Genomic DNA, 20,606 nt, shown 5'->3' with positions numbered 1-20,606 from the left:
CGGGGCGTAGCGCAGCCTGGTAGCGCGACGGTTTTGGGTACCGTAGGTCGCAAGTTCGAATCTTGCCGTCCCGACCATTTTCCACGGCCCTGGCCGGTTGAGCATCGCGCTTGAACCTGCCAGACCGGGGAGGCACAGACCGCACCCCTTACGCGGTCCGGGCCCGAGTGGCGGAATGGTAGACGCAGGGGATTCAAAATCCCCCGCCGCAAGGCGTGCCGGTTCGAGTCCGGCCTCGGGTACCAAAGGTATCTTTCCCTATTGGCAAATCCTTTGAAGTTATCGCCTCCAGACGCCTACATTCCTTGTGTCGTGGGATTTCTCGAAAGCTCGCAATCTTCGGTTTGATCGACTATTGGCGCGCATTGTTCGAAATTTCGGGGGTCCGCACGCCGAGTCGGATGCTGCATCGCGGCACCACGCTTTGCCGGTGATGCAGGCCCTTGCGGGGCGCCGCTGTGGATCGTGGAAGAGACGCCGAAGGATCGGGCCAGAGGGTTCTATGGTTGCCGAAACAGCTTGATCGCGACCGGCGCGCAGGTGATCACAAGCACGAGGCGGAAGACATGGTGGAGGACGACATAGGTCAGGTCGGCACCGGCGATAATTGACAGCACAACCATTTCGCCCTGGCCGCCCGGCAGGAATGCCAGAAAGGCATCCAGTCCCGGGGCGATGCCAAGTATTGCGACGCCAGCGATGAAGACGCCGCTGACGGCGGCCAGAAGCAAACCGTTTGTGATGGCGGCAAGGAGCGTATGGCGCAGTTCCAGTAGCGACACACCCGCATAGCGCGCGCCCACACCAAGCCCGATGAAGAACTGCGCCGCCCAGACCATCTCGGCTGGCGGGCGATGCGTGATGAGCCCCAGAAGAGACAGGCACGCCGTAACAACAAGCGGGCCGATGATCGAGGCACCGAAGATGCCGAGGCGTTTTGCGATCAGCCAACCACCAAGTCCCGCAGCGACCATCAAGGCGATTTCCCGGGCCGGGATGGCACTGGCCGGTACGCCGGGGAGGGCGGACAGGTCCACGCCCCAGATCTGGCTGAGCGCGAACGGCGCAAGACTCACCAGCAGCAGAACCCGCGTCGCGTGAATAAGTGAAAGCACCCGCATGTTGGCCCCGGCCTCTTCACCGTAGACCACCATATCCTGAAAGCCGCCGGGCATGGCGCCGTAGTAGCTCGTCACCCGGTCGTAGCCGAAGACGGAATGCAGCAATGGGTAGGCGGTCAGCGCGATGATTCCGACGAAGAACGGAACCAGCGCAAGCGACCGCAACATGTCCGGAACCTGAGACACGACATCGGGTGAAATCGCCGATCCGGCGGCGACCCCCAGCACTGTCCGGAACATGGTGCCGATGACACCGGGCCCCTGCAACCGGGCGCCGAGCAGGGCGAAGCCAAGGCACGCGAACATCGGACCAAGCAGGAAGGGCAGCGGCAGGCCGGCCAGGGAAAAGACGGTGACGCCCAGGCCCGCAATCGCGAGCGTCGCCACCAGCGGGCGAAGGCGCGCCCCCCCAACCCTCAACTTGGACCGCCGCACGTTGCAGCACGCACCACTCGGCCGCGATCCGGTTCCACCCTCGTCATGACCGCGCGCTGGCCTGCTGGGCCCGCGTCGGGGCAGTTGCGCCACGCGCCTGCACCCGCTGTGCATCCCGGACCAGAGCGGCGAGGCGATAGAAGCCGTGGGCCATCTTGGTAAAAGGCGTCAGCAGGAAGAAGGTCAGCACAGCACCAAGGTGAAGGGCAAGCAGGAGTGGCATCATTCCGGTACCGCCCAGGACGTAGAGCGCAAGCCCGCTGACCGCGACCACGAACAGCAGCAGGACGAAACCCATCTCTCCACCCCATGCGGATGGGTCCCCTACATCGCGGTCGGCCGCAAGCTTGAGCCTTGCCATCCAGGCGGTGCCCCAGGCCAGCATCAGGCCACCGGGAATCCCAAGGAGCTTCGGCAGTGAAAAGATGCCGTAGGGTGCAGGCAGGTCGAAGACATAGTGCAGGGCAGTGCCCGCACTCGTGGCCGCGAAACAGAGCAGGAATCCGTACATCACCAACTGGTGGGCATAGCGTCGAGACTGAGAGAAACGGTCCTCTTCCTCGAAATTGCAGCCGTCGCCATGTCCAGCGGCAAGGTCTTTCATCTTTGCGACCATGCCGACTGCAGCGGTCACATGCGACAGGCGGACAGGTTCGCCGCCGACCGTGTTCCAGTAGCGGCGCAGGCTCAGGACAAGGCTAACCAGCGGAAACAGGAAGGCCGGGGCAAAGATGGCCACCATCGCATTGTGCGAGAGCGCGGCGTAGAAGCCGTCGCCCCCGGCCGAGCCGATCGCCCGCATCGCCAGGAACAGCAGCGCAAAGCCAAGAACGCAAGCGGCGGCAATCAATGTGCCGTTGGCCTGGAACACGCGCGCGACCGGGGCGGGCCAGGCATGGTTTTCCCAGCTTTCCCGACGGACCTCGGCCAGGGCCTTGGGGAGGTTCAGGTCAAATTCGTGCGGCGCGGTGTATTGGCAGGCGTAATAGCAGCCGCGGCAATTGTGGCAGAGATTGGCGAGCTGGGTAAGGTTCCCGTCGGAAAAGAAACGCTCCTGATGCAACGCCGGGAAAACCGAGCAATAGCCCTCGCAATAGCGACACGCGTTGCAGATTTCCGCCTGGCGGCGGGCTTCCTGAATAAGATCAAGCGACATGGTTCGAAGCTTCCCGTCCTGCGATGCGTCCGAAGACGGTTCCGATGGTCATGCCGAATCCTGCAAGATAGCCTTGGCCCAGGATCGAACCGGCCATTGTCTCTCCAGCCGCCCAAAGATTTCGGATCGGGCCATTGGCAGTAGAGCACTGGGCATTTTCGTCGACCTTCAGCCCGAGATAGGTGAAGGTCACGCCGGTCCGCAGCGAATAACCATAGAAGGGTGGCTCGGTGATCGGACGGGCCCAGTTGGTTTTCGGCGGCGCAATGCCGTGCGTCGCCACGCCGTCCAGTTCCGTCGGATGGAAAGACGAGGTATCGCCGCAGGCGCTGTTGAAGTCCTCGACCGTCGCACGCAGCTTGTCCGGCGGCAGGTCCATCTGGACGGCCAGATCTTCCAGCGTGTCCGCCTTGAGCGGCGGAAACACCGAAGGCATGAAGAGTTCCAGCGACTTCGCGTCGATGATCACATATCCCACCTGGTCGGGCTGATTGGCGACCAACCGGCCCCAGATCGCATAGCGCTTCGGCCAGACATCCTCGCCCTCGTCATAGAACCGTTCGGCGTGCTTGTTGACGACGATGGAGAAGGGCACGCAGTCAAGCCGGGTGACGATGCCGCCGTCGAATTTCGGCGCCCGGCCGTCGATGGCGACGGCGTGGCACTGGGTCGGATCGCCGACCTGGCTTACCCCCTGGGCCAGCAGGTCTGCCAATACGACGCCCCGGTTGTAGGGCGTCCCGCGGATCAGGAAATTCTTGGCCGGTTTGCCCCATGCCCGGGTGAGCCAATCGGTGTCAGCCTGGAACCCGCCAGATGCCACGATCACCGCCTTGGGCTCGATCCGGTGATCCTGCCCGTCATGGGTGTATTCGACGCGTGTGACCCGGTCCCCTTTAAGTTCCAGATGGGTGACATGGGCCTCGTAGATCACGTCGACGCCGAGGCCTTCCGCGGTGCGGTAGTAGGCATTCACAAGGCCTTTTCCGCCGCCCATGAAGAAGGCATTGGTGCGCGCCAGGGACAGCGTGCCGGAAAGCGACGGCTGGAACCGCACTCCGTGCGCCTCCATCCATGGAAGGCATTCCTGGGACGTTTGGATGGCGAGGCGCGCGAGGTGTTCATCGGTCTTGCCCCCGGTCACCTTGAGCAGATCGGCGAAATACTCTTCCTCGCTGTAGTCCTCCACCAAGGGCCCGAGGGGTCCGGAATGCATGCAGCGGAAGTTACGCGTGTGGCGCGAGTTGCCGCCCCGGTAGGCCTTGGGCGCGGTTTCAAGGATCAGCACCCGCGCGCCGGCCTCTGCCGCTGTCATGGCGGCGCAAAGCGCTGCGTTGCCGCCGCCGATCACCGCGATGTCATATTGGCTGGTCATGGTCTTTTCCCTTGCTGCGATCTGAGTAGCAGGCGCGCTTTAATTTGACCAATGACGGTTTTCGGTTGATTATTGCGTTATGCACATCAATTTCGATTTTGGCGATCTGGAGGCTTTTCTCGCGGTTCTGGAGAGCGGCTCTTTCCATACCGCGAGCAGCGACCTTGGCCTGTCCCAGTCGGCCATCACGCGACGGATCCAGAAGCTTGAGACAGCGCTCGGGTCCGAGTTGTTCGAAAGGACAACCCGGGCGGTCAAACCGACGCTGGCGGCCAAGCGGCTGAAGGCGCGGGCGCAAGCCATCCTCGACGACGCGCGCGAGACCACGCTGGCGTTGCGCGATGAAAGCGTGATGCTGGAATACCAACGCAATGCGGTCGTGACCGTCGCCATCATTCCCACGGTCGTTGAGCGGTTGTTGCCCAAAGCACTGCGCTGTTTTCGGGACGCGGGGAATGCCGCCCGGATCCGGTTTCTCGACATGGCCGCCACCGAAGTCGCCCAGGCCGTTGCGCAGGGGGACGCGGATTTCGGGATCTGCTCGGTTCCGGTCGGAGAGCCGGGTTCCGCCTTCGAGCCGCTGTTCGACGAACCGATGGTGCTGGCCCTTCCGGCGGGACACGTCCTGGGGGAGGCCGAAAAGATCGGCTGGAAGGATCTTGCGCACCAGTCGCTGATCGTGCCGGCGCGGGGTACCGGCAACCGGATGCTCATTGACGACGCCATGGCACGGGCACGGTTGGGCCACTTCTGGACCTATGAGGTCCAGCGCACCAGCACGATGCTGGAACTGGTCTCGGCCGGGAGCGGGATCGGCATCCTTCCGCAATCAGCCATGACCGAAGGATACGTGGATCGCATCGTCATTCGTCATTTGCCAGCGCCGGGGATCGTACGGCCGGTCGGGCTGCTGACCCGCATCGGGCAGGCCGACAGGCCGGCCGTGGTTGCATTCCGACATGCGGTGCGGATTGCCGAGGGTCTGGATCAGCCGCGCTGAGCATCCCAGACCTCGGGGTTGACCATGTGGATCGGCGCTTTTTCAGCATAGGCGTTGATCTGGTCGAAGATGTCGGCAAACTGCAGATCGAATTCGTCCTCGGTCACAAAGCCGATATGCGGCGTCGCAATCAGGCGGGGATGGGCAAGGAGCGGATCCTTGGGATCGGTCAGCGGTTCGCTGTCGAACACATCGATCGCAGCCGTGCCCGGGTGCCCCTTGTCGAGCGCCGCCTTCAGCGCACCCGGTGCGATCAGCCCGGCGCGCGAGGTGTTGACGAAGACCGCATCGGAACGCATTGCCGCGAAATCCGCAGCCGTGAGGATGCCCCGTGTTTCGGGCTTCAGCCGGACATGCACCGAGACCACGTCGCAGGACCCAAAAAAGGCCTCGCGGCTGTCTGCAATCATCTCGCCATCGGCGCGCGCCCTGGCACGCCCCGCGTCCGAAGACCACCAGACAACATCCATCCCGAAGGCCCGCGCATATCCTGCCACCGCCCGCGCGATACGACCGTAACCATAGAGCCCGATCCGCCGCCCGCGCAGCGTCTTCCCCACGCCCATCTGCCATGTCCCGGCCTTGACCGAAGCCACCTGTGCCGGGATTTGACGCATCGCCGCCAGGATCAAGGCCCAGGTCAACTCAGCAGCTGCATAAGAGGGTGTGCCCGCATGCATGTTGGAACAGAGCAGCACGTTGTTGTCGGTGCAGGCCGGGACATCCACGTGCGGGTAGACGCTGCGCTGGCTGATCAGCCGCAGATGGGGCAGGCGCTCCAACAGCGCGCGGGTGATCTTGGTACGCTCGCGAAACAGCACCAAAGCCTCGGCCCCGGACAGCCTTGAAGCCAAGGTGTCGATATCCTCGACATGATCTGTCCAGACGGTGACATCATGGCCATCCAGTTTGCGGAAACAGGGCAGGGCCCGCAGCGTATCGAACCAATCGTCGAGAATATGAACTTTCATCGATCCCTTGCCCTTCAATGCAGCGACGAAAGCGCGCCGGTGACATCGGTATAGTGCAGCCGATCGTCCAGCCCGAGGTCGCCAGACAGCACATCGAACTTCCCACGAATGTCGTCAATGATCTCGGCCTTGGCCGCCGCAATGATCTCGCACGCTTTTGCCGGCATCCAGGCGGCATGGCTGTCGTCTGTTTCATGGCCGGAATGGGCGACAAGGGCGGTCATATGCGCGCCTTTGGCCCTGGTAGTGTGAGCGGAATAGCGCAACGCGGTCTCGGCACTGGACAAGCCATTGAAGGCAAAGAGGATATTCCGGGTGTTCATGCGTCAACCTCCGGTCCCGCCCAGACCGCGCGGGGAACATAGACCTGGCCGTCGGCCAGCTTGCGGGCGGTCCGGACAAGACCGGCCGCGTTCAGGGTGAACCCGCCGTCGCTTGAAAAATCGACCAGTACCTCGATCGTGCCGGAAGGATGTTCGATGACCACATCTGCAGGGCCGTCGGTGGGGCGGTCCAGCATCCCGTCAGCCACGGTACCGGGCGTCAGCGCGCTTGAGGCGATACATTGCGCCCCGGTCACCGCCATGGTCGGGTGGGTCTTCCAGGGCATGAAATACCGGGCTGCAATGGTGCCGCCTTTACGGGCCGGGGCCAGAATGGCGAATTTCGGCGTGACGGATTGCGACACGTCGCCCATGCCCATCGCAGAGCCGGCCTTCCGCCGGATTGCCTCCATCCGGTCAAAGAACGCGCGGTTTTCGTCAAGCTCCTCGGCGCTCTCGTATCCCGTCAGCCCGAAATCGGCCGCACGGGCCAGGACCACGGGCATGGCGACATCCATGCAAGTCACCGTGAGACCGTCAAATGCGTCGCGCAGGTTTCCGGTCGGCAGAAAGGCCCCGGTCGCCGAGCCGACGACGCCCATGAAGGTCAGTTGCACAGGGGAGGAGACACCGGGCACGCCCGCAATCTCGGTATCGCCTTCATAGGAGAGGCGCCCACCCGGCGTGCGCACCCTTGCCACCACGCGCGCGCCCGTGTTGGTTGCGCGAATGCGGATCTCGGTCACGTCCTCGGCCGGATCGACAAGTCCCATCTCGATGGCGGCCGGACCTACCCCCGAGAGGATATTGCCGCAGGTGGGTTTGAAATCGACCATCTGATCCTCGACCGACACCTGAGCAAAGAAATAGTCGATATCGGCCCAGTCATCCTTGGATTGCGACAGCATGGCGACCTTGGTGGTCACCGCCGCACCGCCCCCGATTCCGTCGATGTTGAGCGCATGACCCGAACCGACCGCAGCAATCAGCACCTTTGCGAGCATCTCGCGATCTTCGGGAAGATCCTCGCGGCGGAAGTAGGGTCCACGGGACGTGCCACCACGCATGAAGATATAGGGTATACCTGTCTGGGTCATGGGTCACTCCCCTCCCAGCGGCCAGGGAAGCGGGACATAGTGCTGCAACAGCCCCGGCGGGAAATCGCGGTTCAGGACGCCGGCCATCAGGCACATGAAGGCAATGCCACAGGCGGTCAGGATCAGGGTCTTGCCCCAACCGGCACCCGCGCGGACCCGCAAAAAGGTGATCAGGAACCCAAGCAGCGCGATGATGAAGCCAACGAAGAAGGTGCCGACGATCAGCGAACCAAACCAGGCCAGCGTGGACCAAAGGCCATAGGGTGCGTCCGCATCTTCTCCGGCCACTTCCTTATCCGCAAAGATGGCGTCTCTTTCCGGGCGGCGGATCATCTGGACCAGCAGGATCAGGCAGCAACCCAGCGCGAAGGATCCGATGACCATCGGGATGATCTTGTCGGTCATGTTGTAGTCCGGGATCATGTTGGCGTTGATCAACGCCACCAGCAGGTAGCCTGCAATGATCAGAAGGAAGACCATCGGAGCCCGCTTGGTTCCAGACTGAACATCGCCTTCCGCCATGATGTTTTTCGCCTGACGCAGGCCCAGAACGACCGACACCACGGTGATGATGATCAGGATGATCACGATCGGGCTGAAGATATAGTCGATGCCCTCTTCAAAGCTTTTACGGAACCGGAAGGATGCGATCTGGAACGCCTGGTTGGTAAACTGTTCCACCGGGTTCGACAGCACGAAGCCGATCAGGAAGGCCGGACGCGACCAGTCGAACCGGCGCAGGAAAATCCCGATCAGACCAATGACGAACAGGGCGAGCAAATCCTCGAAATTCTGACCGGACTGGAATGCCGCGAAGCTGATCAGCATGAACAGGAACGGCGCGAGGTAGGTGAAGCGGATTGTCGTCATCCGGGCGATCCCACCCGAAAGCGCGATGCAGAGGATCGTCCCCACCACATTTGCCAGAGCCAGCAGCCAAACGATGGAATAGGTGATGTCAAGGTTGTCCTTGAGCATCGCCGGACCAACCTCGATCTCGCCCGATCCGAGCAGCGCGACGACGCCAATGAAGATCGCCATGGACCCGGATCCGGGAATGCCGAAAAGCAGCGTCGGAACAAGACCGCCGCCTTCCTTGGCGTTGTTCGAGCTTTCCGGCCCGATCACGCCGCGCACTTCGCCCTTGCCGAAATTGGATTTGTCTTTCGTGGTCTGGACGGAGTGGCCATAGGCGATCCAGTCGACCACGGACCCTCCGAGACCGGGGATGATGCCGACAACGACACCGATGATGGAACAGCGGACCGAGAGCCAGATGTTGGCGAACCAGTCGCGCACACCGTCCAGCCAGCCCCCGCCCAGTTCCGCACCCTTGGCGATGGAACGGTCCTGACGCAGCAAGGAAACGATTTCGGGGATGGCAAAGATGCCCAGGCCGACGATCACAAGCTTCAGGCCGTCCGTCAGATACGGAATGTCGTAGCTTGCCATGCGCAGGCTGCCTCCGGCGTCAGCCTCGCCGATTGTGCCGATCATCAGGCCAAGCCCTGCGGCCGCAAGCCCCTTGAGCGCGAAACGCCCTGCAAGCACCGCGACCATGGACAGGCCAAGGATGGTGACCATCAGCATTTCCGGCAGACCGAACTCAAGCACGATGGGCCGCGCAACCAGAATGAAGACCGTCAGGAACGCCGCCCCGACGAGGCCACCGAACAGCGAGGATGCGAAAGCGGCCGACAGCGCGCGGGCGGCCTGGCCGTTCTTGGCCATCGGGAATCCGTCAAGCACCGTGGCTTGTGAGGCTGAAGAGCCCGGGATTCCCATGAGCACCGAGGCAAACGTGTCGGAGGTGGGAACAACGGCCACCATTCCGATCATCAGCGCCAGCCCCAGGATGGGGTCCATGCCGAACATGAAAGGCAGCAGCAGCGAGAGCCCGGCAATGCCACCAAGTCCGGGGAATACGCCGACCGCAAGGCCCATGACGACACCAAGCACAAGATAGCCCAGGACCATGGGTTGCAGGATGAGCCCCCACGCTTCACCGAGCGCAGGAAGGGCGTTCGCGAAAATCTCCATGGAGCCGCTTTCTGTATGTGGAATGGAAATGGGGAAGCCAACGCCGGTCGGACAGGTCCGGCCGGCGTCGCGCAGCAGAGGGTCTTACTTGAGCGTCACGCCGTAGTCTTCGGCGAGCCAGTTGACGATGTAGGCCTTCGCATCGTCGGATACCGAAATCGCGGTTTCCAACGCCTTTTGTGCATCAGGGCCCACGAAGACGGGGTATTCGCCGACCCGCTTGGCCGAGATTTCGGCGAAGTCGGCGCGCGCGATGACCTCGTTGAAGGCGGCGGTGTACGTGTCAACGACATCCTGCGGCGTGTCACCGGGCAGGAAGGCAAGCTTCTGGACGGGGAAGCCCGAGATGAAGAAGGCCTTCCAGGCGTCCCATGTCTCGCCGGACGTTTCGCATCCGTCGGTCGCCTCACAGACTTCCTTGAAAGTGGCGATGTCCGGGAAAGTCGGGTCGCGGACGATATTGCCATCTGCATCCAGCGCGCCCCAGGTCATCATCGGGACGGCCTTGCCATCGTTGACCATCGCCATCGATCCGCCGATATAGCTTGACGAGGTCTGGTAGTCGATGTTGGCTTCGCCACGTTCGAACATCAGCCGGCCGTCGCCGCGCCCCTTGATGCCGAACACAGGTTCGACGTTCATGCCAAGCATCTTCCAGGCCAGCAGCGGCACGATATCCAGGCGTGTCGCCCCCTGCGATCCGAAGATGAAGTTGGTGTCCTTCAGGGCGTTTGCGGATCCATCGAAATTGGCGCCATCTTCCGGATTCAGGTAGGCCACGCCGCCCGTGCCCGAGGCCATGACCGGGATCCAGTCCTTGTATTCTTAACGCACGCGCGGATCGTTCAGCAGGTAGGGAAACTGGGTTGAACCGGACGTGCCAAAGAGCAGCGTTCCGTCCTTGTGCTTTTCGTTCTGAAACCAGTTGGCGCCCTTGGTGGACCCTGCGCCGGGCATGAATTTCACCACAACGGTCGGGTTGCCCGGCAGCGCCTCGGAGAGGAGCGGGCCGAAGAAATTCGCCCATTTGGCCGATCCGCCGGTTTCCGAGAAGGGGATGACCCATTCGATGGTCTTGCCGGAAAAGTCCACTTCGGCGGCAGCCGGAGCGGAGAGTGCAGCGGCTGCAACCATTCCAAGAACGACGCGGCGAGTGAAAGCAAATTGGGTCATTGGTGTCCTCCGATGTGACCAGTCAACCGCGGTGGTGTTCCTCTCACCACCGGGCTCATTAGAGATTCGGGATTTGATTCCCGCTTCAATGGGGTCAAAATGAGGGGCCAAGCTTGCGCGAAGCTTGTGGGAGGGAAAATGCGTATCGTGATCGTGGAAGACAACGAGGCGTTGGCGAATGCCATCGCCTACCGGCTGCGCGACCGCGGCCATTCCGCGGACGTGATCCACAATGGAAACGACGCAGACACATTTCTGGCACAACAAGGGGCCGACCTTGTCGTGCTTGACATCAATTTGCCGGGCCGGAGTGGGCTGGAGGTTCTCAGGGGCCTGCGCGCGCGGGGCGAAGGGGTTCCGGTGATCCTGCTGACCGCCCGCACCGAAACCTCCGACCGGGTGGCCGGGCTTGACCTGGGCGCTGACGACTACCTGGTGAAACCGTTCGAAATGGACGAACTGGAGGCCCGGATCCGCGCCCTGTCGCGACGCCGGAACCTGGACTATGGCGCCCGTGAAAGCATTGGCGGGTTGGAGTTTGACCGCACGGCCCGGCAAGTGATGGCAGATAGCGAGGTCCTGGAGATCCCGCGCCGGGAACTGGCGACATTCGAATGCCTGCTGGAGCGCCGTGGCCGTCTGGTTTCGAAGGCGCATTTGACAGACCATGTCTACGGGGTTGGCGCCGACGTGGACGACCGGGCAATCGAACCGCATGTTTCCCGCCTGCGCCGTCGGCTGGCCGGGCGCGGCGTGTCCATCAAGACCGCGCGCGGGTTGGGCTACATGCTTGACGTTGAAGGCTGATGCGCGGCACGCTCTCCTTGCGGCAACGGCTTTTTGCGCTGATCCTGACGCCGCTCGTGCTCATGGCCGTGCTGCTGGTGTTTTGGCGCTACACGGTAGCCCATGACACTGCCTCGGAACTGTTCGACCGGACGCTGCTGTCGACCGGCCTTGCGATTTCCCGCGATGTAGCGATCTCCCAGGGCGACGCGTTGCTGCCCTCGACCCGGGATCTGATCACGGATGTTTCGGGCGGAGAGGTCTTCTATCACGCCACTGGCCCGGACGGAATCTACGTCGCGGGGTACGCCTATCCGCCAACCGGCGGGTCCGTGGACGGGAACAACTATCGCCCGGTCTTCTTTGCGGCGACCTATCGCGGCGAGCCCGTTCGCGTCCTTCGTCTGACCGAGCGCCAGACAATAGGCAATCTTGAAGGTGATGCCACAGTGACGGTCTGGCAGCGCATTGCCGATCGCAATGCTTTTGCCTACCAACTGGCACTGCGGGCCGTTGCGCTGATTGTCGCGCTTCTGGCGACGCTTGCGCTTGTGGTCTGGTTCGGGGTCAGGGTCGGGTTGCGGCCTCTGGTCGATCTTGAGGATGCCATTGCCGCCCGCTCTCCAAACGATCTCAGCACGATCAAGCGCGCTGTTCCTGACGAAACCCGTGGAATCGTGGAGACGCTGAACCGATTGTTTCAGAAGGTCGAGGCAAACATCTCGGAACACCAGGTCTTCATTTCCAATGCAGCGCATCAGTTGCGAAACCCGACCGCCGCAGTGCAGTCGATGGCCGAGGCCGCCCGCGATGCGATGAGTGATGACGAGCGGCGGCAACGGCTGGATGAGCTTGTGCTTGCAGCGCATTCCGCGGCGCGGGTGACCGAACAGCTCCTGTCGCTGGACCGGTTGCAGAACGGCGATGGGGAAGATGCCTTGGAGATTTTCGACCTCGGCGCCCTTGTTGAACAGACCTGCGCGGATCTGGCGCCGGCGATTCTCGGTTCGGGTCTCGAGTTCGAATTGAAACCGGCCGGCACGCCGCTTCCGGTTTTTGCCGACCGGTTCTTTGTGTCGGAAGCATTGAAGAACCTGATCGACAACGCCCAGAAACACGGCGGGGTCAGCCTTTCCCGGATTGCCGTCCAGACCGGGCGTGAAGGCGCATTGGCAACCGTCAAGGTTGAGGACGATGGTCGTGGCCTGTCGCCGGAAGCGGCACAATCCGTCTTTGACCGCTTTTCGCAGATCGAGCCTTCGAACGGCAGCGGCTTGGGACTGGCAATCGCATTGTCTATTGCTGTTCGCCACGGTGGAACGCTGGGCATCAATCCGTCGCAGACCGGCGCTAGCCTGACGTTCGCGCTGCCGATTGCCAATGCCGAAGCGCCGGGATGACTTCGGTTGAATTCAGGCCAGAGCGCGGTCTCGCGCATCGGCTGCCGGTTCCATCATGCCGCCATTGTCGGTGTTGCCTGGCAAGCGGTGTCGCGGATCGGGGGGCGGCCTTCTGTCTGACTGGCCAGTACGGTCCGGGACAATCTTCTTGAAGTTGCAGAATGGCGGGACTGGAAACGGACCTGCACCACCAAGACGTGCAATCTGTTGTCCATGTACCACTTCCCCCTGGGGCCGACGGTTGACGGTATCGAATTGCAATGCGTCGCGGACAGGTCCATCTCACCATTGAGACAGAAACGGGCGCACAAGAGGCGCCATGACGCGGGCAAAGGGCTGGACTTTGACGCCTGTGCGGGGGAACCTCGCGCAAGTCTTCGTGGAGTGTTCTATGACCAACAGCAAAGCCCCCTGGCACCATTGGCCTGTCGCCATCGCGGCCCTGATTTTCTATGGTCTTGCCGTCCTCGACTATGTCGCGGTCAAGCTTGGGATCGCGGCTTATCTCAACTTCTACAGCGCCGAGTTGCTGCAATTCGTTCGCGATTTGCCCCTGTGGCTGAGCGTGCTTTGGGCCGTCACGGTCTGGAGCGGCCTTGCCGGTGCCTGGCTGCTCTATCGCCGCAATCGCTGGTCGGTGCTGCTGCTGTTCACGGGCTTTGCCTGCATGACCTTCCTGACCGTGTGGTGGAGCCTGTTTACCCGGCCCACGCTCATGGGTCTGGCCGGATTTACCGGACTGTACCTGATGGCAGGCTCCAGTGCCCTGGCGTTCCTGTTCTATGTTTACGGACGTTGGGAACGGACCGTGAAAAAGCTCTGATCAACACGAAATGGGTTTGCGGAGGGGCCGGCATTTCACACAATGCCGGCCCTTTCGTTTTGGCGCGGCTTTGGCCTAGTCTGGGACCACGGCGCGACGGGGAGGGGATGACGCATGGTCTATGAAGAGGAATACTTCGGCACCCCCGCGCAGGTCGGTTTGATGCGGCGCAGTGCCGATCTTTGGCGTCTGTTGTCATCGGATCCCCGCTTTGCAAGCTATGGCCGACTGGTGGCGTTAAGTACGCCTGTCGCGGACACGGCCGAATTGCTGATCAGCCTGGCACGGTTGCAGGGCGCCGGGGTGTGCTACTACTTACCCAAGACGGAGTGCGATGCGTTGTTTTCCCAGGTGCAAGCCCTGGGTTTCGGCACCGACCGTCACGAGCATTTCCGCGGTGGCAAGAGGGCCTATGCGGCCAGCCGTGCCGTACTGGCCAAGCACGAGATGCCTGCCGATCTGAGCCTGTGCCGGCTGGACCGGGCAAGCGACACGAAGGTGGTGGCGGATGTCGCGGCACTTTGCCAAGACTGCGGTCTCATGCCGGTTCCGGGCAGCGTGATGCGCGGGGTAGCACGGCGCGGCTTGACGCTGGCCGCACTGGACCCGACGGGCGCGCCGGTGGCCACGGCTTCGGCTTTCGGCCTGCATCATCCCGACGCGCTGCACGCGGGGGACGTGTTCTGGGGGATGTTGGCCACACGGCCAGACCGGCGCGGCCAGAAGATCGCCTTGCTGCTGGGGGCGATGGCCCTATGCCACATGTGGGAAGTCGAGGGCGCGCGCGGGTTCATCACCGGGGTACGCGCCGATAACGCGTCATCAAAGCGCCTCTGCAACCGGCTGGGGGTCGAGGAGACGGCATGGGTCTACGCGCAATGCCTTGACCGGGCGTTGCTGGGCACCGGGCGCGTGACCAAATAGCGTCCCAGCACCCCACCGCCCGGCAAGGCAAAGGCAAAGGCAGGCCTGCAGATGGCCGGGGCAGGCTCAGCGTTCCGGCAGCAACCCGCGCGGGCTGAACCGCAGCACCACCAGCAGCAGCAGCCCCATGGTCAGAAGCCGCATGTAGGCCGCGCCATCAAGCAGATGCTCTTTCAGCGGGCTGCCATCGGTCAGCGGGCTGGTGACCACCTGCAGGAACACCTGTCCCAGCGGCTCGACCTGCACCCACAGGAACCAGACAAGGAACCCGCCCAGAACTGCGCCGAAATTGTTGCCCGAGCCGCCGATGATCACCATCACCCAGATCAGGAAGGTATAGCGCAGCGGCTGATAGGTGGCCGGGGTCAACTGGCCGTCCAGCGTGGTCATCATCGCCCCCGCCAGACCGCAAACCGCCGAACCCAGAACGAAGATCTGCAGGTGCCGCTTCTTGATGTTCTTGCCCATGGCCGCCGCCGCCACCTCGTTGTCGCGGATGGCGCGCATCATCCGGCCCCAGGGCGACCGCAGGGCCAATTGCGCCAGCACCAGCAGCAGGATCAGGACGACGGTGAAATACAGGCTGTAGCCCGCCTTGACGTACAGGGTCGAGGCGGTCACCGGATCCAGACCATAGCCCGTGGCGGCCTCGACAAAGCCGGGATCGTTTTGCAGATCGACCTCATAAGGCATCGGGCGGGGCAAGCCATTGACGTTCTTGACGCCGCGGCTCAGCCAGTCCTCGTTCTTCATCACAGCGATGATGATTTCCGAGATCCCCAGCGTGGCAATGGCGAGATAGTCAGAGCGCAGCCCCAGCGCCGTCTTGCCGATCAGCCAGGCCGCCCCGGCCGCCAGCGCCATGCCCACGGGCCAGGAGAACACCACCGGCAGACCGGCGCCGCCAAGGTAGCCTTCTAGGGTCGGGTTCACCGCCTCGATCGCGGCGCGGGCCGGATCGAACAACTGCCGGTACACGATGTAACCAACGACCAGAACCGCCGTCATGACCAGCGCCCGCTTGCGGCCGGGCGTGACGGACTTCCAAGCGAAGATGGCCGCGACGATGGCCCCGGCGCCCACGGCCAGCGCCAGCAGCATCCGCGCCCCGCCCGCCGCCCAGGCAGCCCCCACGGGAGGCATCGAGGTCAGCACCACGGCCAGACCGCCCAGGGCGACAAAGCCCATGATGCCGACGTTGAAGAGACCGGCGAACCCCCATTGCAGGTTCACCCCCAGCGCCATGATCGCCGAAATCAACCCCATGTTCAGGATCAGAAGGGCCGAGTTCCAGCTTTGCAAAAACCCGGTGGCCAGGATGAGGCCTGCCACCAGCAGGAACAGGAGCGTGCCACGCATTGTCTGGCTCATGTGTTTTTCCCCGCAAACAGCCCCGTGGGCTTGAACAACAGCACGATCACAAGGATCGCGAAGCTGACCGCGAATTTGTAATCGGTGGCCAGAAGCTGGACGAGACCCGAGGGCTCCATCCCTTCCGGCACCAGGTATCCGATCACCCGCTTGAAGGCATAGGTCAGCGTCACCTCGGAAAAGGCGATGACGAAGCCGCCGGCGATCGCGCCCAGCGGATTGCCCAGACCACCGACGATGGCCGCGGCGAAGACCGGCAGCAGCAGGTGGAAATAGGTGAAGGGCTTGAAGCTTTTATCAAGGCCGTAAAGCACGCCCGCGATGGTCGCCAGCGCCGCCACGATCACCCAGGTTACCGCCACCACCCGTTCGGGGTTGATGCCGGACAGCAGCGCCAGATCCTCATTGTCGGAATAGGCGCGCATGGATTTGCCCATGCGGGTGCGGTTCAGGAACCAGAACAGCGCCGCCACGGTCAGGATCGCCGTGACCACGGTGATGCCCTGCGTGGTCTTGATCGCCAGCCCTTCGGCCAGGCCGGTCATTTCCTTGAAGGTGCGGGACGAGATGATGAAGCGTTCGCCATCGGTGAAACGCTGATCGTCGGGGCCGATGATGAAGCGCACCAGCCCGTTCATCACGAACATCACGCCGACCGATACGATCAGCAGCATCACCGGTTCCACCTTTTGCTTGCGGTAGAACTGGTAAACAAACCGATCGGTGGCAAGCACCAGCACGGCGGTGGCGGCAATGCCCACGGGCAGGGCCAGCAAGGCCGTCGGCAGCGGATCGATCGACACCCCGGCAGCCTGGAGCGCCCAGGTCACGAAGATGGTGATCATCGCCCCGAAAGCCATGGTGTCACCATGGGCGATATTGGTGAACCGCAGTATCGCGAAGATCAGCGTCACGCCAAGCGCTCCAAGCGCCAGCTGGCTGCCATAGGCGATGCCCGGCACCAGCACGAAGTTGGCCAGAACGATAAAGGCGTTGAGGAAGTCGGTCATTTTGCCTCGCAATGCCCGTGATAAGAGACCACGGCCGGGCCGTCTGTCAGATGCAGGGTATAGCGGGCGCTGCCGTCTGCGCCCCAACTGAGGATCTGGGCGGTGGTGGCGGTCCGGGTGGTCCAGACCAGCGAGGTGCTGTCATGCCCCTCGACATTGCCCGAAAAGGTTTCCGCCGGCGTGCGCACCACGGCTTCGGTTGGGCTGTCGCCCTTGCCGACGCGCAGGTTGAAGTTGGCCTCGTTGCAGGCCTCGGCCTCATAGCACTCCAGGGTAAAGACACATTCGACCTCGACGCTTTGTGCGGCGGCCAGACCGGGAGCCAGGGCAAGGCTTGCAGCGACAAGGGCAGGGCGGAAAGGAAAGACTGTCATGGGGTGGTCTCCTCTGACGCGGGCAGGCGGATGCAGGTGCCGGTGCGGCTCAGCATACCCACGGCCTCGCCGGGGCTGGAGACGACCAGCGATGCACGCCCGTCTTCGGCCATGTCCAGGATCTGGGTGCGCAACCCGTGGTCGCGATCCGGTTCGGTTTGATAGCTGGTCCAGACACCTTCGCGCAGGATGCGGGCCGGCCGCAGCTGACCTTCGCCCAGATCCAGCAGGGCCAGCGCGTCGTCCACCACCTGAATCGCAACCTGCGCCCGGCTGTCGAAACAAGGGCGGCGGTCGATGCAGGCCTCGGTGAAGGTGCAGGTCATGCGGGTGCCGACAGGCGGAAACTCCGCCCCCGACACCGATGGCGTGCCCGCAAGCGCGCCTGCTGCAATGACAACTCCCATGCCGGTCATCCGCCCAGAAAGCTCTTGCGGACATCCGGGTCAGCCAGCAAGGCGGCCCCGGTATCGGTGTAGCGGTTGCGCCCCTGCACCAGAACATAGCCCTTGTCGGCAATCTCCAGCGCCTGGCGCGCGTTCTGTTCGACCATCAGGATCGAAATGCCGGTGCGCGCCACTTCGATGATCCGGTCGAACAATTCATCCATCACGATCGGGCTGACCCCGGCCGTGGGTTCGTCCAGCATCAGTACGGTGGGTTTGGTCATCAGCGCGCGACCGACCGCCACCTGCTGACGCTGCCCGCCGGACAATTCCCCGGCGGCCTGATTGCGTTTTTCGTGCAGGATCGGAAACAGTTCGAACACCTGGTCCATGGTGCCGCGGAAATCATCGGTGCGGATGAACGCCCCCATTTCCAGGTTTTCCTGCACCGTCATCGACGTGAAGATGTTGTGGGTCTGCGGCACGAACCCCATGCCCAGATGTACCCGCTGCTGCGGGCTGAGATGGGTGATATCCTGTCCACCAAGGGTTACCTTGCCCTCGCGCAGGTTCAGCATCCCGAACACGGCCTTCATGGCAGTCGACTTGCCCGCGCCGTTGGGCCCGACGATCACCGCGATCTGGCCCTTGTCCACGGACAACGTGCACCCATGCAGAATATCGGCGGCCCCATAGCCGCCGGTCATGCTGTCGGCATTCAGGAAAGGTGTGCTCATGTGCTGGCCTCCGCCTGAACCTTGTTCTTCAGGCCGGTGCCCAGATAGGCCTCGATCACCTGTTCGTTGGCCTTGATCTCATCCAACGTCCCCTCGGCCAGCACCTTGCCCTCGGCCATGCAGATCACCGGGTCGCAAAGGCGGCCGATGAAGTCCATGTCGTGCTCGATCACGCAGAAGGTATAGCCGCGTTCCTTGTTCAGGCGAATGATGGCGTCGCCGATGGTGTTCAGCAGGGTGCGGTTCACCCCGGCGCCAACCTCGTCCAGAAAGACGATGCGCGCATCCACCATCATGGTGCGGCCCAGCTCCAGCAGCTTTTTCTGCCCGCCCGACAGGTTGCCGGCCTTTTCCTCGGCCAGATGGTCGATGGTCAGGAATTCCAGCACCTCGTCGGCCTGCTTGCGCAGCGTGGCTTCTTCCTGCGCGATTGCGGCGCGCCGGAACCAGGCGTTCCAAAGGGTCTCACCGGCTTGGGCGCCGGGCACCACCATCAGGTTTTCACGCACGGTCATCGAACTGAACTCATGCGCGATCTGGAAGGTGCGCAGCACCCCCTTGTGAAACAATTCGTGCGGCGGCAGGCCGGTGATATCCGCGCCCGCCATGGTCACACGGCCCGACGTCGGTGGAAGAACACCGGCGATCACATTGAAAAGCGTGGATTTACCGGCGCCGTTTGGCCCGATCAATCCGGTGATCGACTTGTCCTGGATACGCAGGGACGCGCCGTCAACGGCCCGAAACCCTCCGAAATGCCTGTGCAGATTTTCGACTGCTATCATGGCGCGCCCTTGTTGGTTCTAGCTCTTTGGGGGCGGCGTATGGCATGGCGTCGCGTCGGACGCCATGCCAAATTTCCCTCAGCGGAAGCCGACCTCCGTGACCTTGCCGTCCTTGATCTCGATTTCACGGTAGACGCCAGCGGCTTCGCCCGGTTCGATCAGTTCCACGGCAGAGGCGCCGACATAGTCGATGTCGCCGCCATTCTTCAGGATTTCCAGACCCTTGGCCAGTTCACCCGGCAGGATCGGCTCGCCCGGAGCGTTGGCAACTTCCATGATCTTGGACTTGAAGTCCGCGCCTGCGGTCGAGCCCGCGGCCTGCATGGACAACAAGATCAAGGCCGCCGCATCATAGGCTTCCTTGGAATAAACCGAGGCACCGTCGACACCGGCGGCTGTCGCCATCTCTTCGTAAAGCGCGCCGCCGTCCGAGTTCGATCCCGGCGCCTGGCCGAAGGATCCTTCGATGGCATCGCCGAAGTTCTCTTCCAGCTTGTCGCTGACCATGCCGTCGGGCAGCACGAAGAGGTCAAAGGCACCGGTGTCGAGCGAGGCCTGGATCATGCCCGATCCGCCCTCGTCCACATAGCCGGCCACGACCAGCGCTTCACCGCCGGCGGAGGCCAGCGTGGCAACCTCGGCCGAATAGTCCGGCTTGCCGTCGTCATGCGGTGCGACGATGGTCACGGTGCCGCCTGCGGCTTCAAAGGCCTGGGCAAAGCTGTCGGCCAGCCCCTTGCCATAGTCGTTGTTGGTATAGGTCACGGCGACTTCCGAAATGCCGCGTTCAGTGATGATGTCGGCCATCACCACACCCTGGCGGGCATCGGAGGGCGCGGTGCGGAAGAACAATCCGTTGTCCTCTGCGGCACTCAGGCCGGGCGAAGACGCGGAGGGCGAGATCATCACCGTGCCATTGGGCATGGCCACGTTGCTGAGCACTGCGCCGGTCGCGCCCGAACACATCGCGCCCATGATCGCAGCCACCCCATCCGAGGTGATCAGCCGTTCGCCAGCCGCCGTGGCCGCAGCCGCGTCCACGCAGGTGGAATCGCCGCGCACCGGCGTGACCTTGGCGCCATCCATCAGCATGCCGCTCTCGCTCACTTCGGCAATCGCCAGTTCCGCGCCACCGGCCATCGGCCCGGCAAGCGATTCCAGCGGACCCGAGAAGCCCAGAAGAACACCGATCTTGATTTCTTCGCCGGCTGCAAAAGCGGACCCGGCAGTCAATGCCGTTACGGCGGTGGCCGTCAGCAGTTTTTTCATGTTTTTCTCCCGTGTTGGAGTCTTCGAACGTGAAGCCTACGACTCAGACG

19 protein-coding genes, 2 tRNA genes and 1 pseudogene are annotated in these 20,606 nt (G+C 62.9%); 7 read left to right on the top strand and 15 right to left on the bottom strand.

The genetic code is table 11. From position 1 onward, the window contains the following. Positions 1 to 77: transfer RNA gene (locus H8B03_RS12070), tRNA-Pro, on the top strand. 84 nt (positions 78 to 161) lie between these two features. Then, positions 162 to 245: transfer RNA gene (locus tag H8B03_RS12065), tRNA-Leu, on the top strand. Between the two features lie 255 nt (positions 246 to 500). Here H8B03_RS12065 and H8B03_RS12060 read toward each other — a convergent pair. From H8B03_RS12060 to tcuA, 3 genes are all read right to left on the bottom strand, one after another. Then, positions 501 to 1,508 (bottom strand): AbrB family transcriptional regulator, encoded by a 1,008-nt coding sequence (locus H8B03_RS12060; protein ID WP_319022477.1) that lies wholly within the window; start codon positions 1,506 to 1,508, stop codon positions 501 to 503. 91 nt (positions 1,509 to 1,599) lie between these two features. Next, a complete protein-coding gene (gene tcuB, locus H8B03_RS12055) occupies positions 1,600 to 2,712 on the bottom strand; it encodes a tricarballylate utilization 4Fe-4S protein TcuB (protein WP_193142130.1) in 1,113 nt (370 codons plus the stop codon). Beyond that, on the bottom strand, positions 2,702 to 4,087 hold the full coding sequence (tcuA, locus tag H8B03_RS12050; RefSeq protein WP_193142123.1) for an FAD-dependent tricarballylate dehydrogenase TcuA: 1,386 nt from the start codon (positions 4,085 to 4,087) through the stop codon (positions 2,702 to 2,704). Before tcuA ends, tcuB begins: the two co-directional genes overlap by 11 nt. A gap of 79 nt (positions 4,088 to 4,166) precedes the next feature. On the opposite strand from tcuA, the gene H8B03_RS12045 reads away from it, so the two are divergent. After that, positions 4,167 to 5,087 carry a LysR family transcriptional regulator gene (locus H8B03_RS12045; protein WP_193142121.1) on the top strand — a complete coding sequence of 307 codons (921 nt, stop codon included), beginning with the start codon at positions 4,167 to 4,169 and terminating at the stop codon, positions 5,085 to 5,087. Here the strand turns inward: H8B03_RS12045 and H8B03_RS12040 are convergent. The 5 genes and pseudogenes from H8B03_RS12040 to H8B03_RS12020 all read right to left on the bottom strand — a co-directional run bounded on the left by H8B03_RS12040 (position 5,075) and on the right by H8B03_RS12020 (position 10,691). Next, positions 5,075 to 6,058: a D-2-hydroxyacid dehydrogenase family protein gene (locus H8B03_RS12040; protein ID WP_193142119.1), complete on the bottom strand. Its 984-nt coding sequence runs from the start codon at positions 6,056 to 6,058 to the stop codon at positions 5,075 to 5,077. The two genes, H8B03_RS12045 and H8B03_RS12040, sit on opposite strands and share 13 nt — an antisense overlap. A gap of 14 nt (positions 6,059 to 6,072) precedes the next feature. Then, a complete protein-coding gene (locus H8B03_RS12035; protein ID WP_193142118.1) occupies positions 6,073 to 6,381 on the bottom strand; it encodes a hypothetical protein in 309 nt (102 codons plus the stop codon). Continuing rightward, the gene (locus H8B03_RS12030) at positions 6,378 to 7,478 is read right to left on the bottom strand and encodes a 4-oxalomesaconate tautomerase (protein ID WP_193142116.1); all 1,101 of its coding nucleotides are present in this window, start codon (positions 7,476 to 7,478) and stop codon (positions 6,378 to 6,380) included. The genes H8B03_RS12035 and H8B03_RS12030 overlap by 4 nt, the downstream gene beginning before the upstream one ends. Before the next feature lie 3 nt (positions 7,479 to 7,481). After that, on the bottom strand, positions 7,482 to 9,518 hold the full coding sequence (locus H8B03_RS12025; protein ID WP_193142114.1) for a tripartite tricarboxylate transporter permease: 2,037 nt from the start codon (positions 9,516 to 9,518) through the stop codon (positions 7,482 to 7,484). Between the two features lie 84 nt (positions 9,519 to 9,602). Continuing rightward, positions 9,603 to 10,691: pseudogene (locus tag H8B03_RS12020) on the bottom strand (tricarboxylate transporter). A gap of 138 nt (positions 10,692 to 10,829) precedes the next feature. Between H8B03_RS12020 and H8B03_RS12015 the strand changes: the two are divergent. The 4 genes from H8B03_RS12015 (at position 10,830) to H8B03_RS12000 (ending at position 14,624) form a co-directional block, all read left to right on the top strand. Beyond that, complete coding sequence (locus H8B03_RS12015) at positions 10,830 to 11,498, top strand: response regulator transcription factor (protein ID WP_193142112.1); 669 nt, start codon at positions 10,830 to 10,832, stop codon at positions 11,496 to 11,498. Beyond that, entirely contained in the window at positions 11,498 to 12,877 is a 1,380-nt protein-coding gene (locus H8B03_RS12010; RefSeq protein WP_193142109.1) for a sensor histidine kinase, read from the top strand. Before H8B03_RS12015 ends, H8B03_RS12010 begins: the two co-directional genes overlap by 1 nt. A gap of 391 nt (positions 12,878 to 13,268) precedes the next feature. Continuing rightward, entirely contained in the window at positions 13,269 to 13,700 is a 432-nt protein-coding gene (locus H8B03_RS12005) for a hypothetical protein (RefSeq protein WP_193142108.1), read from the top strand. Positions 13,701 to 13,814: 114 nt separating this feature from the next. Next, positions 13,815 to 14,624, top strand: coding sequence for a hypothetical protein (locus H8B03_RS12000; protein WP_193142106.1), 810 nt, complete (start codon positions 13,815 to 13,817; stop codon positions 14,622 to 14,624). Positions 14,625 to 14,690: 66 nt separating this feature from the next. Here the strand turns inward: H8B03_RS12000 and H8B03_RS11995 are convergent, their stop codons facing one another. The 7 genes from H8B03_RS11995 to H8B03_RS11965 form a co-directional block, all read right to left on the bottom strand. After that, on the bottom strand, positions 14,691 to 15,995 hold the full coding sequence (locus H8B03_RS11995; RefSeq protein WP_193142104.1) for a branched-chain amino acid ABC transporter permease: 1,305 nt from the start codon (positions 15,993 to 15,995) through the stop codon (positions 14,691 to 14,693). Then, positions 15,992 to 17,005, bottom strand: coding sequence for a branched-chain amino acid ABC transporter permease (locus tag H8B03_RS11990; protein ID WP_193142103.1), 1,014 nt, complete (start codon positions 17,003 to 17,005; stop codon positions 15,992 to 15,994). The genes H8B03_RS11995 and H8B03_RS11990 overlap by 4 nt, the downstream gene beginning before the upstream one ends. After that, entirely contained in the window at positions 17,002 to 17,379 is a 378-nt protein-coding gene (locus H8B03_RS11985; RefSeq protein ID WP_193142101.1) for a hypothetical protein, read from the bottom strand. The genes H8B03_RS11990 and H8B03_RS11985 overlap by 4 nt, the downstream gene beginning before the upstream one ends. Continuing rightward, the gene (locus H8B03_RS11980; protein ID WP_193142099.1) at positions 17,376 to 17,786 is read right to left on the bottom strand and encodes a hypothetical protein; all 411 of its coding nucleotides are present in this window, start codon (positions 17,784 to 17,786) and stop codon (positions 17,376 to 17,378) included. The genes H8B03_RS11985 and H8B03_RS11980 overlap by 4 nt, the downstream gene beginning before the upstream one ends. Before the next feature lie 5 nt (positions 17,787 to 17,791). Continuing rightward, complete coding sequence (locus H8B03_RS11975; RefSeq protein ID WP_193142097.1) at positions 17,792 to 18,502, bottom strand: ABC transporter ATP-binding protein; 711 nt, start codon at positions 18,500 to 18,502, stop codon at positions 17,792 to 17,794. Continuing rightward, positions 18,499 to 19,287: an ABC transporter ATP-binding protein gene (locus H8B03_RS11970; RefSeq protein WP_193142094.1), complete on the bottom strand. Its 789-nt coding sequence runs from the start codon at positions 19,285 to 19,287 to the stop codon at positions 18,499 to 18,501. The genes H8B03_RS11975 and H8B03_RS11970 overlap by 4 nt, the downstream gene beginning before the upstream one ends. 78 nt (positions 19,288 to 19,365) lie before the next feature. Beyond that, positions 19,366 to 20,556: an ABC transporter substrate-binding protein gene (locus H8B03_RS11965; RefSeq protein WP_193142092.1), complete on the bottom strand. Its 1,191-nt coding sequence runs from the start codon at positions 20,554 to 20,556 to the stop codon at positions 19,366 to 19,368. Between the last annotated feature and the right edge of the window lie 50 nt (positions 20,557 to 20,606).

Origin of the sequence: Meridianimarinicoccus sp. MJW13 (genome assembly GCF_014901205.1) — a bacterium.
Classification (GTDB): domain Bacteria; phylum Pseudomonadota; class Alphaproteobacteria; order Rhodobacterales; family Rhodobacteraceae; genus Meridianimarinicoccus.
Note: the sequence above shows the minus strand (reverse complement) of the source record. Positions and strands in the feature narration are given on the sequence as shown.

Excerpts from the sequence above, each read along its gene's own strand:
- tcuB (WP_193142130.1), bottom strand. The coding sequence starts at position 2,712 with ATGTCGCTTGATCTTATTCAGGAAGCCCGCCGCCAGGCGGAAATCTGC.
- tcuA (WP_193142123.1), bottom strand. The coding sequence starts at position 4,087 with ATGACCAGCCAATATGACATCGCGGTGATCGGCGGCGGCAACGCAGCG.
- H8B03_RS12045 (WP_193142121.1), top strand. The coding sequence starts at position 4,167 with ATGCACATCAATTTCGATTTTGGCGATCTGGAGGCTTTTCTCGCGGTT.
- H8B03_RS12040 (WP_193142119.1), bottom strand. The coding sequence starts at position 6,058 with ATGAAAGTTCATATTCTCGACGATTGGTTCGATACGCTGCGGGCCCTG.
- H8B03_RS12035 (WP_193142118.1), bottom strand. The coding sequence starts at position 6,381 with ATGAACACCCGGAATATCCTCTTTGCCTTCAATGGCTTGTCCAGTGCC.
- H8B03_RS12030 (WP_193142116.1), bottom strand. The coding sequence starts at position 7,478 with ATGACCCAGACAGGTATACCCTATATCTTCATGCGTGGTGGCACGTCC.
- H8B03_RS12025 (WP_193142114.1), bottom strand. The coding sequence starts at position 9,518 with ATGGAGATTTTCGCGAACGCCCTTCCTGCGCTCGGTGAAGCGTGGGGG.
- H8B03_RS12015 (WP_193142112.1), top strand. The coding sequence starts at position 10,830 with ATGCGTATCGTGATCGTGGAAGACAACGAGGCGTTGGCGAATGCCATC.
- H8B03_RS12010 (WP_193142109.1), top strand. The coding sequence starts at position 11,498 with ATGCGCGGCACGCTCTCCTTGCGGCAACGGCTTTTTGCGCTGATCCTG.
- H8B03_RS12005 (WP_193142108.1), top strand. The coding sequence starts at position 13,269 with ATGACCAACAGCAAAGCCCCCTGGCACCATTGGCCTGTCGCCATCGCG.
- H8B03_RS12000 (WP_193142106.1), top strand. The coding sequence starts at position 13,815 with ATGGTCTATGAAGAGGAATACTTCGGCACCCCCGCGCAGGTCGGTTTG.
- H8B03_RS11995 (WP_193142104.1), bottom strand. The coding sequence starts at position 15,995 with ATGAGCCAGACAATGCGTGGCACGCTCCTGTTCCTGCTGGTGGCAGGC.
- H8B03_RS11990 (WP_193142103.1), bottom strand. The coding sequence starts at position 17,005 with ATGACCGACTTCCTCAACGCCTTTATCGTTCTGGCCAACTTCGTGCTG.
- H8B03_RS11985 (WP_193142101.1), bottom strand. The coding sequence starts at position 17,379 with ATGACAGTCTTTCCTTTCCGCCCTGCCCTTGTCGCTGCAAGCCTTGCC.
- H8B03_RS11980 (WP_193142099.1), bottom strand. The coding sequence starts at position 17,786 with ATGGGAGTTGTCATTGCAGCAGGCGCGCTTGCGGGCACGCCATCGGTG.
- H8B03_RS11975 (WP_193142097.1), bottom strand. The coding sequence starts at position 18,502 with ATGAGCACACCTTTCCTGAATGCCGACAGCATGACCGGCGGCTATGGG.
- H8B03_RS11970 (WP_193142094.1), bottom strand. The coding sequence starts at position 19,287 with ATGATAGCAGTCGAAAATCTGCACAGGCATTTCGGAGGGTTTCGGGCC.
- H8B03_RS11965 (WP_193142092.1), bottom strand. The coding sequence starts at position 20,556 with ATGAAAAAACTGCTGACGGCCACCGCCGTAACGGCATTGACTGCCGGG.